This window comes from Proteiniclasticum sediminis (assembly GCF_018128025.1).
GTDB classification, from domain to species: Bacteria; Bacillota; Clostridia; order Clostridiales; family Clostridiaceae; genus Proteiniclasticum; species Proteiniclasticum sediminis.
The window spans coordinates 329557-347418 of record NZ_JAGSCS010000001.1; the positions used below are offsets into that span (position 1 = coordinate 329557).

The 17862-nt window shown below is 55.2% G+C and carries 14 protein-coding genes; 1 reads left to right on the forward strand and 13 read right to left on the reverse strand.

The features are described from left to right. Positions 1-62 precede the first annotated feature (62 nt). The 13 genes from KCG48_RS01545 to KCG48_RS01605 all read right to left on the reverse strand — a co-directional run bounded on the left by KCG48_RS01545 (position 63) and on the right by KCG48_RS01605 (position 15501). A complete protein-coding gene (locus KCG48_RS01545; RefSeq protein WP_211799523.1) occupies positions 63-1103 on the reverse strand; it encodes a tripartite tricarboxylate transporter substrate-binding protein in 1041 nt (346 codons plus the stop codon). Positions 1104-1172: 69 nt separating this feature from the next. Then, a complete protein-coding gene (locus KCG48_RS01550) occupies positions 1173-2501 on the reverse strand; it encodes an enolase C-terminal domain-like protein (protein WP_211799524.1) in 1329 nt (442 codons plus the stop codon). Positions 2502-2534: 33 nt separating this feature from the next. Further along, positions 2535-3419 carry a 2-hydroxy-3-oxopropionate reductase gene (gene garR / locus KCG48_RS01555; RefSeq protein WP_211799525.1) on the reverse strand — a complete coding sequence of 295 codons (885 nt, stop codon included), beginning with the start codon at positions 3417-3419 and terminating at the stop codon, positions 2535-2537. Between the two features lie 283 nt (positions 3420-3702). Beyond that, a complete protein-coding gene (locus KCG48_RS01560) occupies positions 3703-4845 on the reverse strand; it encodes a CdaR family transcriptional regulator (protein ID WP_211799526.1) in 1143 nt (380 codons plus the stop codon). Positions 4846-4943: 98 nt separating this feature from the next. Next, positions 4944-5891: an AEC family transporter gene (locus KCG48_RS01565; RefSeq protein ID WP_211799527.1), complete on the reverse strand. Its 948-nt coding sequence runs from the start codon at positions 5889-5891 to the stop codon at positions 4944-4946. A 151-nt stretch (positions 5892-6042) separates the two neighbouring features. Continuing rightward, complete coding sequence (gene pyrE / locus KCG48_RS01570) at positions 6043-6669, reverse strand: orotate phosphoribosyltransferase (protein WP_211799528.1); 627 nt, start codon at positions 6667-6669, stop codon at positions 6043-6045. Between the two features lie 2 nt (positions 6670-6671). Continuing rightward, entirely contained in the window at positions 6672-7367 is a 696-nt protein-coding gene (gene pyrF / locus KCG48_RS01575; RefSeq protein WP_211799529.1) for an orotidine-5'-phosphate decarboxylase, read from the reverse strand. A gap of 9 nt (positions 7368-7376) precedes the next feature. Next, complete coding sequence (locus KCG48_RS01580) at positions 7377-8297, reverse strand: dihydroorotate dehydrogenase (protein ID WP_230976937.1); 921 nt, start codon at positions 8295-8297, stop codon at positions 7377-7379. Next, positions 8287-9057 carry a dihydroorotate dehydrogenase electron transfer subunit gene (locus KCG48_RS01585; RefSeq protein WP_211799530.1) on the reverse strand — a complete coding sequence of 257 codons (771 nt, stop codon included), beginning with the start codon at positions 9055-9057 and terminating at the stop codon, positions 8287-8289. Before KCG48_RS01585 ends, KCG48_RS01580 begins: the two co-directional genes overlap by 11 nt. Next, the gene (gene carB, locus KCG48_RS01590; RefSeq protein WP_211799531.1) at positions 9054-12248 is read right to left on the reverse strand and encodes a carbamoyl-phosphate synthase large subunit; all 3195 of its coding nucleotides are present in this window, start codon (positions 12246-12248) and stop codon (positions 9054-9056) included. Before carB ends, KCG48_RS01585 begins: the two co-directional genes overlap by 4 nt. After that, positions 12241-13323, reverse strand: coding sequence for a carbamoyl phosphate synthase small subunit (locus tag KCG48_RS01595; protein WP_211799532.1), 1083 nt, complete (start codon positions 13321-13323; stop codon positions 12241-12243). The genes carB and KCG48_RS01595 overlap by 8 nt, the downstream gene beginning before the upstream one ends. Further along, positions 13316-14605, reverse strand: coding sequence for a dihydroorotase (locus tag KCG48_RS01600; protein ID WP_211799533.1), 1290 nt, complete (start codon positions 14603-14605; stop codon positions 13316-13318). The genes KCG48_RS01595 and KCG48_RS01600 overlap by 8 nt, the downstream gene beginning before the upstream one ends. Further along, positions 14602-15501: an aspartate carbamoyltransferase catalytic subunit gene (locus tag KCG48_RS01605; RefSeq protein WP_211799534.1), complete on the reverse strand. Its 900-nt coding sequence runs from the start codon at positions 15499-15501 to the stop codon at positions 14602-14604. The genes KCG48_RS01600 and KCG48_RS01605 overlap by 4 nt, the downstream gene beginning before the upstream one ends. A 754-nt stretch (positions 15502-16255) precedes the next feature. Between KCG48_RS01605 and KCG48_RS01610 the strand changes: the two genes are divergently transcribed. Continuing rightward, a complete protein-coding gene (locus KCG48_RS01610) occupies positions 16256-17647 on the forward strand; it encodes an L-cystine transporter (protein ID WP_211799535.1) in 1392 nt (463 codons plus the stop codon). The last annotated feature ends 215 nt before the right edge of the window (positions 17648-17862 follow it).

Below are 17862 nucleotides of genomic sequence, written 5' to 3' on the forward strand. Positions count from 1 at the left end.
GCTCCTTTGCACATTAATGGAAAATGGGGGCCATGGTTCACAGCCCCCATGAGTTTTAGGGTTTACTTCACGGTCAGGTCATCCAGGGAAGGTGCTGCCTGAATGAGAGCATCCAGGGAATCACGCTTGGCCTTGATGTAGGTATCGGTTTCAGAAGAGGGCTTGAAGGCCACCTTGTACTCCAGTTTGCCCATGGCTTCGATAAACTCGGGGTTCTTGGAGATTTCTTCTGCTGCCTTGTCCAGCTCAGCAACGAGGGCTGGATCGGTTCCCTTGGGCAGGTAGATGATGAAATCCTTGGAGAAGGAGAAGGGCTCGCCATTGAGGGTAACGCCCATGCTCTTGAAGGTCGGCATATCGACGCCGTCGATTTCATCCAGAGCGCCCACAAACTTCATCTTCAACTTGGCATCCACGCCATCGGCGGTGTACTGAAGGAGGGAGCTGTAGTCGGCGAAGATCACGTCCGTGTTGCCATCCCAGAGCATCTGGGACTTTTCAGCGGTGGATCCGCCCACAACCACCTGAATGCGGTCTGCCACATCCTGGCCGTACTCTTCCACAACCCACTCATAGTAGGAGATGAATCCGATATGGGAAACGCCGCCGGCTTCTACAGCAACTCTTGCGATCTCTGCAGGGTTAGCCTTCAGGTAGTCCGCCATTTCCTTCATGTCGTCATAGGGTGCAGTGGAAAGGGCTGCAAACAGGGATCCGGGGTTGGTCCCGATACGGGGTCCGACCACCATGTTTTCCAGGGCATATTTGTCTTCGAAAGCACCGAAGGAAATGCCCAGGTAGGTCATGTCATGGAACATCATGATGGTGGTTCCATCGGCCTTGGCCGTGGAGATAGCTTCAAAAGCAGGGCCTGCGCCTACGGCGTCAACTTTGGTATTGGCCGCAATGGCTTTGGCCAGATAACGCATAGCGGTGTCTGCAATGAGGTAGGAGTCGCCCGTGGTGGATGTGGATCCAATGACCACGCGGACATTCTTCCCCTTGAAGGAGTTCTCCACCGTCTTTTTGCATCCAGCGAAGGCCCCCAGGGACACCATGATCAGCAAGGTCAGGACGAACAGTTTCTTCATCGTCTTTTTCATTCTTTTTTTCCCCCTAAATAATCTTTCCTCTATACACTTGGTTGCCCAAGACAAAAGGTGAATGTGTGCTTAGCGGACGAGACACGGCCGCTTGGCGTCAAATTTCCAGCCTGGAATCAGATACTGCATGCCGATGGCATCATTTCGCGCCCCGAGGCAGTTGTCCAGGTAGAGCTGATGGGCTTTCAGGACCTGATCCCGGTCCACTTCGATGCCGAGACCCGGTGTTTTGGGGATCTCAATGCAGCCGTTGACGATTTCCATGGGCTTCACTGTGAGGCGTTCCAGCCCTTCCTGCCAGATCCAGTGGGTATCGATGGCATTGATTTCTCCAGGCACTGCCGCAGCCGTATGGGCCACCATGGCCAAGGAGATATCGAAATGGTTGTTGGAATGGCATCCCCAGGTGAGGCCGAACTCATGGCACATCTGCCCTACCCGGACAGAACCGGACATGGTCCAGAAGTGTGGATCCGCCAAGGGAATGTCCACGGACTGCAGGGCTACGGAATGGGCCATTTCCCGCCAGTCGGTGGCGATCATGTTCGTCGCCGTGGGTAGCCCCGTGGCTCGCCGAAACTCCGCCAGAATCTCCCGTCCGGAGAAGACACCTTCTGCACCGCAGGGATCCTCACAGTAGGTAAGAATGCCATGCATTCCCTTGCAAAGTTCCACCGCGTCCTTGAGGAGCCATCCGCCGTTGGGATCCAGGGTGATTCTCGCTTCCGGATAGGCTTCTTTCAGAGCCCTGACGGCCTTCATCTCTTCCTTCCCGGCCATGACTCCGCCTTTTAGCTTGAAGTCGAGGAATCCATATTTCTCCTTGGTTGCCTTGGCCAGAGCCACTATGGCTTCCGGAGTCATGGCTTCCTCATGGCGAAGCCGGTACCAGTCGGTCTCCTCTTCCGGATGGCTGTCATAGGGAAGATCGGTTTTCGTCCGGTCTCCGATGTAGAAGAGATAGGAGAGCATCCGTACGCTTTCCCGCTGCTGGCCTTCGCCCAGAAGCGAGGCCACGGGAACACCCAGGTGCTTGCCCAGAAGATCCAGGAGCGGGGCTTCGATGGCGGTGACCACATGGACTCCGGTGCGCAGATCAAAGGTCTGGGCTCCCCGCACGTCGTCCTCTTTGCCCTGGAGGCTTTCTTTTACTTTGAGCAGCGTGTTCTTATAGTCGCCCACGGAGGTGCCGATGACCAGAGCCTTGGCCCCTTCCAGCGCCTTCGTGATCTTTTCCCCTCCGGGAACTTCGCCCACGCCGGTCTTTCCTTCACTGTCCGTGAGAATGACGATGTTTCGGGTAAAGTAAGGGGAATGGGCTCCGCTGAGATTAAGAAGCATACTGTCTTTTCCCGCCACGGGGAAGACTTCCATCTTTGTTATCGTTGGTGTCATCATTTCCTCCTTCTGCTTTCCGGTGATTCCGAAGAATTACCGGGTCAGCTCCACATTGGACAGTTTTTCATAATACTTCAGAATGCTGGAATGATCTTCCTTCTGATAGCCATGGGCCTTCAGCGTCTGCATGATTTCCATGGCCTGTCCCGTCAGGGGAAGGGCAGCGGAAACGGCATGGCCCGCATTCAGGGCGTTGTTCAGGTCCTTGATGTGCAGTTCGATGCGGAATCCCGGATCAAACTTGCGGTCCATCATGAGGGGGGCCTTGGCATCCAGCACGGTGGAACCGGCTAAGCCTCCGCGAATTGCCTGGTACACCAGATCAGCACTGGCCCCGGCCTTTTGGGCGAAGGTCAGCGCTTCGGCCACGGCGGAGATATTGAGAGCCACGATGATCTGGTTTGCCAGTTTGGCGATGTTCCCCGCCCCCAGTTCGCCCACATAGACCACGGAGCCTGCCATGACCTTCAGCAGTTCGTAATAGGTGTCAAAATCAGCTCGCTCGCCGCCCACCATGACAGACAGGGTGCCATCGATGGCCTTGGGTTCTCCGCCGGAAACCGGTGCATCCAGCATGCGGATCCCCTTCTTCTTCAGCGCAGCGCCAATGGCCTGGCTTTCCGTGGGATCGATGGAACTCATGTCGATGAGGATCGTTCCCTCTTTTGCTGCGTCGAGGATTCCATTCTCACCAAGAGCCACGGTGCGTACATGGGGGGAGTTGGGCAGCATGGTGATGATCACATCACACTGGGCAGCTACTTCTGCCCCATTTTTTGCGGAAGTGGCGCCCAGGGCCACAAGTTCTTCCACCGATGAGGCATTGAAGTCACAGACCACCAGTTTATGGCCCGCCTTCACCAAATTCTTGCTCATGGGCTTTCCCATGATGCCCAGACCGATAAATCCTAATTTCATCTCTTCGTCTCCTTTGTCACGTTCTCTTGTCAAGCCTCAAACAATCTCCAGGAATGTTAAGCTTTACATTGGACAGTTTTCATTATACGGGACCGATTTCAAAAAGGACATGTGACGGGGATATTAAAAAAAAAGCAAATCGTTGTATTCCGAGTACAACAATTTGCTTGTTTGTGAAATATTGTCATTCCAAGGGTGTAAACCATCTCAATCCGGTCCAGTTTTGGCCCTTGGGGAGATGCTCTCCAAGAGTTTTGCCCTTCATTTCCGAATTGTGAAGGATTTAGCGCTTATTCTTGAAGTAGTAGGCCAGTTCGTTGAAAAACTCCCGGTCCTCGGCTTTCTGCACGGGGTCTAGATTGAGGATCTCTTTCAGCTTGTTCAGGCGAAACAGCATGGTGTTGCGATGGATGAACAGCTCCTTGGCACTGTAGACGATGTTGTAGTTGTTATTTCGAAGGGCTTCCACAATCTCCACCATCTGCTTCTTCTCTTCTTCGGAGAGGAGTCCCTCATAGGCATTGAACACCTCGTTATAGGCTTTGATGTTGGCTAGGCTCCGGTAATAGTTCAGTACATGGTCATTGAAGTAGCAGATCCCCTGCTTTTCCTTCACCTGAAGGCTGAGCTCCTGGGCATGGAGAAAGGATTTACGGTAATGGAGAAAGCGATTCTGCAGCGATCCCACATAGAACCGGAAATTCTCCCGGGAACACCCTTCGGGCAGATCGGAAAGGAAGCTTTCCACATAGGCTTCGATTTTCTCCTTGTAGTCCCGAATGGCTTCTCCGGGATCTGCCCTCAGGGATTTCAGGAGAATAATGTCCTCATTCCGGGCGGTGGTCAGAAGATCATGGTGCGAATGCCCTTCTGCCTTTTGGAGCCCATCCAGAATCCGGTGACTCTTTAAGGCGGGATCCCATTTGATGACCATACAGACCCTCGTCATAGCCTGGTCCACATCGAGCTTTTCCGCCATATTGGCGGCTATGCCTTCATCCGATGCCTCGTCAAAAAGGAGATAATAAAGAAACTGCTCCGTCTTGTCCTTCATCTTCCGTTCATTCTGCATCTGGATCTCATACTCCAGCATGGCTTCCATGGACGTTTTCACCAGATTGGCGAAGGAATGGACATTTTCCGGATTTCCCGTGACGCAGATGACTCCCACATGGCGGTTCTTATAGTCGATGAAAAGATTCACCCCGGGCTTTGTGCCCAGGTAGAGCTGATCCTCTTTCACCACCCCGCTGTCCCGGGTTCCCTCCAGCATCCGAAAAGCCACCTCATGGAAATTCCCCACGCGGGTGGCATCTTTACTGGCGATGATGATCCCCTTGTCATTCATGATATTGATATTATATTCCAGATGTTTTGCGGTTTTATCGATAAATTTCTGCGCCAGCGCCGGTTCTAAAATGGACAATGGCCTAGCCTCCTCAAATGGTTCAGTGAGTACGTTCAACTAGATTTACTTTATCGGCAAACCCCGCTTTTGTCAAACCTTAAACAGCGAAAAAACCTTTACACATACCCCAGGAGGCGGAAGACAAAGATGAAGAGCGTCATGCTGAAATTGGCCAAAATCGTGGTGAAGAGGATGATATTGGAGGCCAAATCCCCATCCCCGTGCATGGCCGTGGTGATGACAAAGGTGGTGGTGGCGGTGGGCACCCCAAAGATGATATAGATGAGGAGAAGGTCCTCAGGAGAAAAGCCCAGATATACGCCCCCCAGAACGGCAAGGCCGGGCAAGAGGAAAAGTTTCACAAAACTTGCCAACAGGCCAAGGCCCCAGTTTCGGGCAAGGCCCTGCCGCCGGAAGGAGGCTCCTATGGCGATGAGGGCTAAGGGGGTGGCTAAATTCGAAAAATACGTGAAGGTCCGGGTGAGGATCACCGGCAGATGTCCTCCGGTGAGGGAAAAGACCATGCCCAAGGCTACGGCCACAATGAAGGGATTGGTGATAATCTTCCGAAGGATCTCCCCCAGGTTTACCTTCTGTTCCCGATGGGTGTCCAGGAGGGACAGCACCACCACCCCCAGAATATTGTAGAGGGGAATGATGAAGGCAATGGCCAGGGGGGTTTTCAGCCCCATGCGTCCCGTGACATTTTCCATGAGGGACAGGCCCACATAGAGGAAGTTCCCCCGGAAAGTGCCATGGACGAATGCCCCCAGTTGAACATGATCCTTCACCGCCAGCCGTCCAACGCCATAGGCAACCCCGGCGCTGAGGATGGTGCCCAGGACAATATACAGCAGAAACTTCAGGTCAAAATACTCGCCGATGGCGTTGGTGGATACATCCATGAACAGTTTCAGGGGAAGCGCCACCAGGAAGACCACCTGATTGCCCTTACGCACAAATCCGTCATCGATGATGTTCCAGCGTTTCATGCCGAAGCCTGCCAGCATCACCAGAAAAATGGGCAGCGCACTGCTGGCGCTGAAGACAAAATTCTCAAGCATACTCGTTCTCCTTAAGCTGATATTCCCATTATACTTGATTTTCTCGCCCTTGTTTCCCCCCAGGATGTCTAAAGATGAAACGGTTTTCTGTGCAGGAAATACAAAGGACGGGCAAAAGCCCGTCCAAACGTCCTGGAATCCTCTGAAGAAATCAGCGCATCCAGTCGGGAGAGGCCGGATTCGCCATGAAAATCTCCAGACGCCGCTGATCATCACCACTAATTCGTCTGCTCTCCCGGGCTGCCTGAAGAAGCTCAGGGTATGTCGCCAGGGACACCAGTTTCACGGAGTGTTCCGCCATGGCCCGATTTGCTTTCTCCATGCCGTAGGTGAAGATGGCGGCAATGCCCAGCACCTCACAGCCCGCATCCTCCAGGGCTTTCACCGCGTCCAGGGAGGAACCTCCCGTGGAGATGAGATCTTCGATGACCACCACTTTCATCCCCGGGGCCACCCTTCCTTCGATGCGGTTTTCCTTCCCATGGTCCTTGGCTTTTCCCCGGACAAACCCGCCGGGAAGATTCATGGTGTAGGCGCAGACAGAGGCATGGGGAATCCCCGCTGTGGCCGTGCCCATGAGACACTGGGCGTCGGGAAACTCCTTTTCCAACACCTCAATCATGGCGGCAATGACCTTTTTCCAGGTGGCCGGAGTGCTAAGGAGGAGACGGTTGTCACAATAAATGGGGGATTGGATCCCCGACGCCCAGGTGAAGGGCTTGTCCACAGACAAGGCTACAGCGCCGATATCGAGCAGTCCCTCAGCAATTTCTCTCATTCTTACACCTCTCCTAAAAAATCCTTTTTGATCGATTGGTATGCTGCCACGGGGTCTTTTGCCTGGGTGATGGGCCTGCCCACCACGATATAGTCCGAACCCAGTTCCCGGGCCATGGCCGGGGTCACCACCCGGGCCTGGTCTCCTGCATCCTCTGAAAGAGGGCGAATCCCCGGCGTCACCGTAAGAAACGCCTTGCCCAGACGGGACTTCACCTTGGGGACCTCCAGGGGAGAACAGACCACGCCGGCAAGGCCGGAACTCTGGGTCAGCGTGGCCAGCCGTAGCACCGCCTCCTCCAGGGGTTCCTCCACCATGAGCTCCTCCCGGAGAGTCTCCTCCGAAATGGAGGTGAGGATGGTCACCGCCAGAAGAATAGGTTTTTGGGGAAGATCCTGCAGCATTTTCGCGGCGGCTTCCATCATACGCCGTCCCCCTGTGGCATGGACATTGAGCATATCCACATCCAGGGAAAGGCAGCTCTTCACCGCTCCCGCCACGGTGTTTGGAATATCATGGAACTTGAGATCGAGAAAGATCTTGTGCCCCATGGCTTTGATTTCTCGGACCAGGTCCGGCCCCTCGGCATAGAAGAGCTCCATGCCAATCTTCACATAAAGAGGTTCGGAAAAGTTCTGGAGAAAAGCCAGGGCCTCCTCACGACTTGCATGATCCAGGGCAATAATAACATCGTTCATTCAACATCCTCACTTTCTTCTGTGGCTGTAGCCCACCGCTTCAGCGGCGGTGGCAAAGCCATACTTCTTCAGCACTTCCGGCAGTTCCTCGATGATCCTCGGACAGGCATAGGGATCGGAAAAGTTTGCTGTGCCCACGGCCACCGCCGAGGCTCCAGCGTAGAGAAACTCCAGCACATCCTCTGCCGAGGAAATGCCGCCCATGCCGATGATGGGAATCTTCACCGTGCGGTAAACCTCATGGATCATCCGGATGGCCACAGGTTTCACCGCAGGTCCAGAAAGTCCCCCCGTACCGTTGGCCAGGATGGGCATTCCCGTCCGAAGATCCAGCCGCATGCCCACTAAAGTGTTGATCATGGTGATGCCGTCCGCACCTCCTTCTTCCACCGCCCGGGCCATGAGCCGAATGTCGGTGACATTGGGCGACAGCTTCATGTAGACGGGCTTTTCGGACACTGCCTTGATTTTCATTGTCAGCTCCTTTGCCACCTGGGGATCCTGTCCAAAGGCAATGCCCCCTTCTTTGACATTGGGGCAGGAGATGTTGATCTCCAGGGCATGGACATTGGGCACTTGAGAAATCCGTCTGGCCACTGCCACATACTCCTCTACACTGTAACCGGCCACATTGGCGATGATGGGCAGATCAAACTGTTCCAGCCAGACCAGCTCCTTCTCCACGCCGGCAATGCCGGGATTTTGGAGCCCAATGGCGTTGAGCATGCCCGCCGGCGTTTCCGCCAACCGGGGCATGGCATTGCCCCTACGGGGTTCCCAGGTCACGGCCTTCACCATGAGAGCTCCCAGGCGGCTCAAATCGTAGTACTCCCCATACTCCTGGCCAAAGCCGAAGCAGCCGGAAGCCGGCATCACCGGATTTTTCAAATCCAGACCCGGCAGGGTCATCTTTAATGGATTAATCACCATACTGCACCTCCCCCATGGCAAACACCGGGCCATCCTTGCAGACCCTCTTAAGGCCTTCCTTCGTTTCCGTCATGCACCCATAGCAGGCGCCGATGCCGCAGGCCATCCGCTCCTCGAAGGAGAGATACCCATTTTTCGTTTCCTGGTATGCCTGATCCAGGGCTTTTAGCATCACCTGGGGTCCGCAGGCATACAGGGTGTCGAACGCCACCTCATGCTCCCGGATGGCGTCGGTGACGAAACCTTGGGTGCCCAGGGTTCCGTCCTCCGTGGCCACATAAACTGGACCTAACGTGGAGAATTCCTCCAGGGCGAAGGCCTGTCCCGCTCCCCGGAATCCCAGGACCGTGACGATTTCAGCCCCCTGGGCCTGAAGTCTTTTGCCCAGCTCATAGAGGGGCGGAACCCCGATTCCGCCACCCACCAGAAGAACTTTTCCGGCCTCGCCCTGGATGGGGAATCCCGTTCCCAGGGGACCGTGAACATTGAGGAGATCTCCGGGGACCAGCCCTGTCATGAGTTTTGTCCCCCAGCCCAGCACTTTGTAGATAAGAGTCAGCGTCTGCTTAACCTCATCCGCATCAAAGACGGAGATGGGCCGGCGCAGCAGGGGGGCTCCCCCCTTATCGATCTTCAGCTGGAAAAAGGTTCCCGGTGCTGGAAAGTCCTCGCCCAAAGATGAGCCATCCAAAGTCAGTTTGAAGGTATCCTCGGCGATACTTTTATTCTCCAGCACCTTTAGCTCATGGATTTTTTTCATGCTTTCCCCTCCTCGTAGGCTTCGATGCTGAAGTTCATGGACTCCAGGACCCGCAATATGGCCGCTGCCGTATCCAAGGAGGTCAGGCAGGGAATATTATTCTCCACGGCCTCCCGGCGGATGAGAAACCCGTCGGAGAGGTGGTCTTTCCGAAGTTCCGTGAAGGTGTTCACCACAAACTGCACTTCCCGGCGCCGGATCACGTCCAGCACGGTTTTCCCGCCTCCGCCGATTTTTCCCACCCCCTGGGCAGGAATCCCATTTTTCTCCAGGAAGGTCTTGGTGCCTTCCGTGGCCATGATGCCGTAACCGATGGCGTTGAACCGCCTGGCCAGCCGGAGGGCTTCCTTCTTGTCCCGGTCGCCGATGGTGAAGAGCACCTTGCCGTATTCTCCCATGGTAAAGCCCGCAGCCACCAGGGCTTTGTACAGGGCTTTTTCCAGGTTCTTGTCCCGGCCGATGACCTCCCCGGTGGATTTCATCTCTGGCCCCAGGGCGATGTCGACTTTTCGAAGTTTGGAGAAGGAGAACACCGGCATTTTCACCGCATACCCTTCGATTTTCGGTAGAATTCCCGTGGGAAGCTGCTGCTTTGCTAGGGATTCCCCCAGAATCGACCGGGTGGCGGCATCGGCCATATTGACCCCGGTGATTTTGCTCAGGAAAGGCACCGTGCGGGAACTGCGGGGATTCACTTCCAGAACATAGACCTTCTGGGACTGATCCACGACAAACTGGATGTTATAGAGACCCACAATGCCTAAGCCCAGGCCAATCCGCTCCGTGTAGTCCACCAAGGTACGTTCTACGTCCCGGGAGAGGGACACGGGGGGATACACCGCCATGGAGTCTCCGGAATGCACCCCTGCCCTTTCGATATGTTCCATGATCCCCGGGATGAGGACAGCCTTCCCGTCGGAGAGGGCATCCACCTCACACTCCAGGCCCTGGAGGTACTTGTCCACCAGCACCGGGGCAGGTCCCTCTTCCTGGAAAATTCGCTCCATGTAGGCCGAGAGCTCCTCTTCCGTATGGATGATCTCCATGTTTCGTCCGCCCAGGACGAAGGAGGGTCGAAGAAGCACCGGATACCCTACTTTTTTCGCCTGAATCCTCGCCTCTTCCACACTGGAGACCACATCCCCCTCGGGCATGGGGATCCCCAGTTCCCGAAGCTTCTGCTCAAACCGGTCCCGGTCCTCGGCCAGGAGAATGCTGTCCAGGCTGGTTCCCAGGATCTTCACCCCCCGCTCCTCCAGTCCCGGAGCCAGATTGATGGCCGTTTGTCCGCCAAACTGAACGATGACTCCTTCCGGTTTCTCCAGCTCGATGACGTTCATCACATCTTCCAGGGTCAGGGGTTCAAAGTAGAGCTTGTCGGAGATGGAGAAGTCCGTGGAGACCGTCTCCGGGTTGTTGTTGATGATGATGGCTTCATAGCCCATCTTCTTGATGGACCAGACGCCGTGGACCGTGGCATAGTCAAACTCCACTCCCTGGCCGATGCGGATGGGCCCGGAGCCCAGAACCACAATCTTTTTCTTGGCGGAAGGGAGAGACTCGTTCTCTTCCTCATAGGTGGAGTAGAAATAGGGCGTGGCGGAGGCGAACTCGCCGGCGCAGGTATCCACCATTTTGTAGACCGGCCGGATACCCAGGGTTTTCTTCATGTGAAGAAGCTCCTCCAGGGGCGTTTTTGTGCTCCGACAGAGGTAGGTATCTGAAAAGCCCAGCCGCTTGGCAGCCGGAAGCACCGTCGCCAGGGGTTCCTTTTTCAGCCGTTCCTCCATGTGGATGATGTTCTGGAACTTATGGAGGAAGAACCGGTCCATGCCCGTTTTTTCATGGATGGCGGCCAAGGGGTAACCCCGGCGAAGTAGGGCCATGATGACGAAGACCCGTTCATCCTCCGCCCTTAGGAGCAGCTGGAGGAGACTCTCCTCGTCCAGGGCTTCGTACCGAGGAAGCTCCAGATGATCGGCTTTGGTTTCCAGGGAGCGGACCGCCTTCAGCATGGCTTCTTCAAAGCTTCGGCCCAGGGACATGACCTCCCCCGTGGCTTTCATCTGGGTACCCAGTTTGCGGTTGGCACTTCGGAACTTGTCAAAGGCAAACCGGGGTAGTTTCACGGCGATGTAGTCGATGGCCGGTTCAAAGCTGCAGAAGGATTCCTGGGTCACGGGATTGCGCATCTCGTCCAGGTGAAGCCCCAGGGCAATCTTCGCCGCGATTTTCGCAATGGGATAGCCTGTGGCCTTGGAAGCCAAGGCGGAGGAGCGGGATACCCGGGGATTCACCTCGATGACGCAGTAGTCAAAGCTTTCGGGATGTAGCGCCAGCTGGACATTGCACCCGCCTTTGATCTTCAGCGCCCGGATGATTTTCAGGGACGCATCCCGAAGCATCTGCATCTCCCGGTCCGTGAGGGTCTGGCAGGGGGCCACCACCATGGAATCTCCGGTGTGGATCCCCACCGGATCCAGGTTCTCCATGGAACAGACCACGATGGCGGTGTCATTGGCATCACGCATGACTTCAAACTCGATTTCCTTCCATCCGGCGATGGACCGCTCCACGAGACACTGATGCACGGGGGACAGGGTGAGTCCGTTGCCCACCACCGCCCGAAGTTCCTCCTCCCCATGGACGATACCGCCTCCAGTGCCGCCCATGGTGAAGGCGGGACGGACGATGAGGGGGTATCCTTCCTGGGCGGCAAACGCCAGGGCTGTATCCACATCTTCGGCGATGACCGAAGGCGGCACCGGTTCGCCGATTTCTCCCATGAGGCTGCGGAAGGCTTCCCGGTCTTCTGCCTGACGAATGGCCACCAGATCGGTGCCCAGCACTTCGATGCCAAGTTCCGCCAAAATCCCGTCCTCATGGAGCTCCATGGCCAGATTGAGGCCCGTCTGTCCCCCCAGGGAGGGAAGCAGGGCATCGGGTTTCTCCTTCCGCAGGATCTTCTTGAGAAACTCCTTGGTCAGAGGTTCCATGTAGACCTTGTCGGCCATTTCCTTGTCCGTCATGATGGTGGCCGGATTGGAGTTGACGAGAACCACGCTGATTCCCTCTTCCCGCAGGGCCTGGCAGGCTTGGGTTCCCGCATAGTCAAACTCCGCTGCCTGACCGATGATGATGGGGCCGGAACCGATGACGATAATCTTCTTCAAGTCTGTACGTTTAGGCATCCTGTTTCCTCCTGTTCTCCATGAGCTGGGCAAATTCTTCAAAGATCCGTTGGGCATCGTGGGGTCCGGGGGCACTTTCCGGATGGAACTGCACGGAGAAGGCCTGGAGGGCAGGCAGCGCCAACCCTTCCACAGAGCCGTCATTGACGCAGCGGTAGGTGACCTCAAGACCGGTGCCGGCTAAAGAGTCTTCCTCCACCTCATAGCCGTGGTTCTGGCTGGTGATGAGCACGCGGCCGCTGCGAAGATCCTTCACCGCCTGGTTGGCTCCCCGGTGTCCGAATTTCATTTTCCGGGTTTTGGCACCACCGGCCAAGGCCAGGAGCTGATGCCCCATGCAGATCCCGAAGAGGGGAACCTGCCCCAAGAGCTGCCGGATAGTTTCCAGGGGCTTCACGGCATCCATGGGATCCCCAGGACCGTTGGAGAGAAGCACCCCGTCGGGCTGGTATTCCAGGATGGTCTGGGCATCAGTGTCATGGGGCACCACCGTCACATGATAGCCTGCCTTGTTCAGGGCCTTCAGGATGCTTCCCTTCATGCCAAAGTCCATGAGGACCACCCGTTTTCCGGAAGCCGGCATGACATAGGGATTTTTGGTGGAGGCCTGGGCGATGGCATCGGTTCGCCAGGGATGGTTCTTGATCCGAAGGAGACCTTCCTCCGTGGAGACTTCCGCGGGAAGGATCGCCCCTTTCACCGCGCCCTTTTCCCGGATATGCCGGGTCAGGCGGCGCGTATCGATGCCTGCCAGTCCCGGTATCCCGTATTTGGTGAGATAGGCTTCCAGGGTTCGGTTCATGCGGAAGTTCGAAGGTTCCGGGCAGTGTTCCCGGACAATGAGGGCACTGAGATAAGGTCCCATGGCTTCGTAATCATCCCGATTGATGCCGTAGTTGCCCATGAGGGGGTAGGTCATGGTGAGGATCTGCCCGGAGAACGAGGGATCCGTCAGGAGCTCCTGATACCCGGACATGGCCGTGGTGAAGACCACTTCCCCGTAGACATCCTGGAGGCTCCCAAAGGCTTCTCCGATAAACGCTGTGCCGTCTTCCAATAACAGTTTCTTAATCAATGATCTGTCCTCCTTGCATGACGATCTGGCCCTTGGCCAGCACCGTGTGTACCTGTCCTTTGACGCTGTAGCCTTCAAAGGGGGTGTTTTTTCCTTTGGACTCAAAGTTCTTCTTTTCGATATTCCAGGTTTTTTCCAGGTCGAGGAGAACCAGATCCGCGGGACTGCCCACCTCCAGCCGTCCTGTCTCGAGGCCCATGACCTTTGCCGGCCCCGAGGTCAGGGCATCCAGAAGCCGTTTCAGGGGCAGTTCTCCTGGGAGCACCAAGTGCGTGTACAGAAGCGGAAAGGCCGTTTCCAGGCCTACGACGCCGAAGGCGGAGCCTTCCAGCCCCCGGGATTTTGATTCCTCATCGTGGGGCGCGTGGTCCGTGGCTATGGCATCGATGATGCCGTCTCTCAGCCCCTGAATCAGGGCCTGACGGTCCCTTTCGCTCCGCAGGGGCGGATTCATCTTGTAATCTCCGTCCTCCTGAAGATCCTTTTCCGTCAGGAGCAGATGATGCGGGGTGACCTCTCCCGTGACGGGAACGGAAAATTTTTTGGCTTCCCCCAGCATGCTAACCCCTTTGGATGTGCTCATGTGGCAGATATGATATGGGCATTGGGTGGCCTCCGACAGGGCGATATCCCGCTGAATCTGGAGATCCTCCACCAGAGGATGAATCCCCCGGTGTCCATGGGCTTTACTGTACTCCCCCTGATGGATGTATCCACCGAAGAGGAGGGAATCTTCTTCACAGTGGGCAGCCAGGACTTTCCCTAATTTCTGGGCATTGAGCATCGCCCGGTACATCATCCCTGCAGACTGAACGCCTTTTCCGTCATCACTAAAGGCTGCCGCGCCGGCATGGCTGAGGACTTCCAGATCCACCAGCTCCTCCCCTTTTTCTCCCTTGGTGATGGGGGCGTAGAAGCCAATGGTGATGGGAGCGTCTTTTCTTGCCCGTTCCTGGAGATCCCGAAGCCGCTCCGGGGTGTCCGGGGTGGGCTGGGTATTGGGCATGGCGAAGATCTGGGTGAACCCTCCTCGAAGCGCCGCCCGCGCCCCCGTTCGGATGGTTTCCTTCCCTTCTCCTCCAGGTTCCCGAAGATGGACATGGAGATCAATGAATCCGGGAGTAAGGACCAATCCTTTGGCATCGATGATGACGGTATTCGCATCCTTCTCCCATGACCCGTTTATCCCCGCAATGATTCCCTCCTCCACCAAAAGGGAGCAAGGGACCATTTCGCTGTTTTCATTAACGCGCACAGCGTTTTCTATGACAATTCTCTTCATCGCAGGGCCCTCTCCAGCACAGCCATGCGAACATACACGCCGTTCTCCATCTGTTTGAAAATCCGGGATCGGGAGCATTCCACCACATCGGAGGTGATTTCCCAGCCTCGATTGAAGGGCGCCGGGTGCATGATGATGGCATGCTTCTGCATGGTCGCCACCCGGTCTCTGTTCAGCCCGAACTGCCGATTGTAGGCCACGGAATCCTGATCAAAGGCATTTTCATGGCGCTCATGCTGAACCCGCAGGAGCATGACAATGTCCATGCCTTGGAGAACGCCATCCAGAGAACAGTATCCGACACCGGACCGTTTGAACTCCTCCGGGGCTGAGAGGCACACCGTCATCCCCAGTCTTCGCATGACCTCCACATTGGTGGCCGCCACCCGGGAGTGCCGGATATCGCCCACGATGAGGATCTTCAGGTCTTTGAACCGGCCAAATTCTTCCTGAATGGTGAGCAGGTCCAGGAGGCTTTGGGTGGGATGATCTCCACTGCCATCTCCGCCGTTGAGCACCGGAATGGAAATCCTCCCAACCAGTTCTTCATAGTAACGGTCTTCCTTGGCTCGGATCACCACGGCATCGGCACCGATGGCTTCGAAGGTCTTCACCGTGTCGTAGAGGGACTCCCCTTTCTGGAGACTGCTGATCTCCGGAATGAGGTTCAGTTCTTCCATCCCCAGCCGCTTTTCGGCCATGAGGAAGGACTGATGGGTTCGGGTGCTGGGTTCGAAGAAGAGATTGGCCACAACCTTACCGGGAAACTGAGCCTTGGCTCCCGCTTTGAACTCTGCCGCCCGTTTCAGAATCCGGTGGATTTCGGTGATATCCAGGTCCCGCAGGTTCAGCATGTGCCGATGGTCCAACCTGACCGCTTCTTGTATTTTTTCCATGAAAAAAACCTCCCTTTACCCGTGGGTAAAAAGAGGTTCAGCTACCTGTGTCAAAATACGGCGTGGTTATCCCACACCCTATCTGAAGTCAGTTTTCATCTTCCCTTTTCAGCCTCACAGGACTGATTTAAAGCATCATAGAAAGTTTACGGCTTTTGCCTCCAATTGTCAACGGGCTAGCGTTCCCCCGTTTCTTCGTAAAATCGGCTGATTTTCAGTCTTTTCCCGGTTTTTAGCAGGAAAGGCACAGGAAAAAAACAGGAAATTGTTCCGTTTTTCACATTTGTCCGGAGATAAAATAGAAAACAAAATCAAAAAACCCCATTGACAGGTTGTATCAAATCCATTATGATGAATGTGTATTAAATTTGACCAAAATAGTCGGATTACGATGAAGAGAAGAGTACGTCATAGAAGAAGTTCACAGAGAAGAAGCTCCCTGGCTGAAAGAGTTTCCGAACCGAACCTGACCGAATTGCATCTCTGAGTACTGGATCGAAGCCTTCGGTGGTAGACTCCAGCGGGTATGCCCGTTATCGCATTGAGGTATGTCATGTACCAAAAAAATGAGTGACACCGGTTTCTTTTGGAAACGGGTGAAACAGAGTGGAACCGTGGAAGTTGACTTCTGCCTCTGTATGGGGGCAGGAGTCTTTTTATTTTCCGGCCGGAATAAAAGCCTTCCCCTGCGGCTCCCTGCCATCATCGTCTTTCATCGGGTTTTAATACGAATAATGAACAGGAGGAATTCACGATGAATTCAACAGTATACACCCTACTAAATCTGATCGTGCTCGCAGCCATCATCTATGGACTCTATCTCATGCAGAAAAAGCATTACTCCTTCACCGCCCGCGTCCTCACCGCCCTGGGGGCTGGGATCATCCTTGGCGGAGCCCTGCAACTTATCTATGGAGCCGGCGCACCCGTCATCGGATCCACCAACACCTGGCTGGGCATCCTCAGCAATGGCTATGTCCGTCTCTTGAACATGATTGTCATTCCTTTGGTCTTTGTGGCCATCACCACCTCCATTGTCAATCAGGAGTCTTCTGCACTGAAAAAGAGTGCCGTATCCATCATTGCTGTTCTGCTCCTCACCACCGCCATTTCCGCGGGCATCGGTGCTGCCGTATCCGGCGCCTTTGGTCTTGATTCCAGCAAGCTCACCGCCGGACAGGCGGAAACGGACCGCGCCCAGGCGCTGGACAAGACTTTGGCGGAGTTCCAGTCCAAGAGCATTCCGGAACAGATCACCGAGATTATCCCCCGCAATGTGTTCTATGCCATGACGGGACAAGGTTCCTCCGCCACCCTTTCTGTGGTCTTCTTCGCTGCATTCCTGGGCATAGCTACGGTGGGAATTCGCAAGAAGAAGCCAGAAAGCGCAGAGGCCTTCAAGAAGTTCCTCAATATGCTCCATGATGTGGTCATGCGGATGGTCACCATTGTCCTCCGCTTTACCCCCTACGGCGTCTTTGCTCTCATGGTTCGCTTTGTCGCCACCTCCAACTTCAGTGAAATCACCCGACTGATCCAGTTCTCTCTGGCAAACTATGTGGCCATTCTCATCATGTTTGCCATTCACCTGGTGATCCTCTCCTTCTACAAGCTGAATCCTGTGACCTATCTGAAGAAAGCCAGCATTCCCCTATCCTTTGCCTTCTCTTCCCGAAGCAGCGCAGGAACCCTTCCCCTCAATGTGGAGACCCAGACCGAGAAGTTCGGGGTATCCAATGGTATCGCCAACTTGTCCGCTTCCCTGGGCACCAGCATCGGCCAGAACGGTTGCGCTGGAATTTATCCGGCCATGCTGGCCGTCATGATCGCCACAGGTACCGGCGTTCCCATGGATGTCACCTTCTTTGTGAAGCTCATCGTCATCACCGCCATCAGTTCCTTCGGTATTGCCGGTGTGGGCGGTGGAGCCACCTTCGCGGCCCTGACGGTCCTCTCCTCCATGGGTCTTCCCGTGGGCCTTGTGGGACTGCTCATCGCCATTGAACCCCTCATTGACATGGCCAGAACCGCCCTCAATGTTTCCGGTTCCATGGTGGCCGGACTAGTCACCTCTAAGCGTCTGGGCGAAATTAACCTGGAGACCTACAACCAGGATTTCTCCGACCTGGAAGAAGTCAGCCGCTAATCCCGCAGAAATCTACATTTCCCTTCAACAGAATCAGCCAGAGTTCGCTCTGTTTCTCAAAGAACCTCCTTTACGGCAATGTCATTAAGTTAATATGAAACTCTATAAACTGCCGGAGTCTGGATTGATTAGTTTTTTGATTCTGGCAGTTTTTGTTCAGCAATGTCTCTTCATTGCTTGTTTTTCGGCATAGCAAACAAGCGGGTTTACACCGC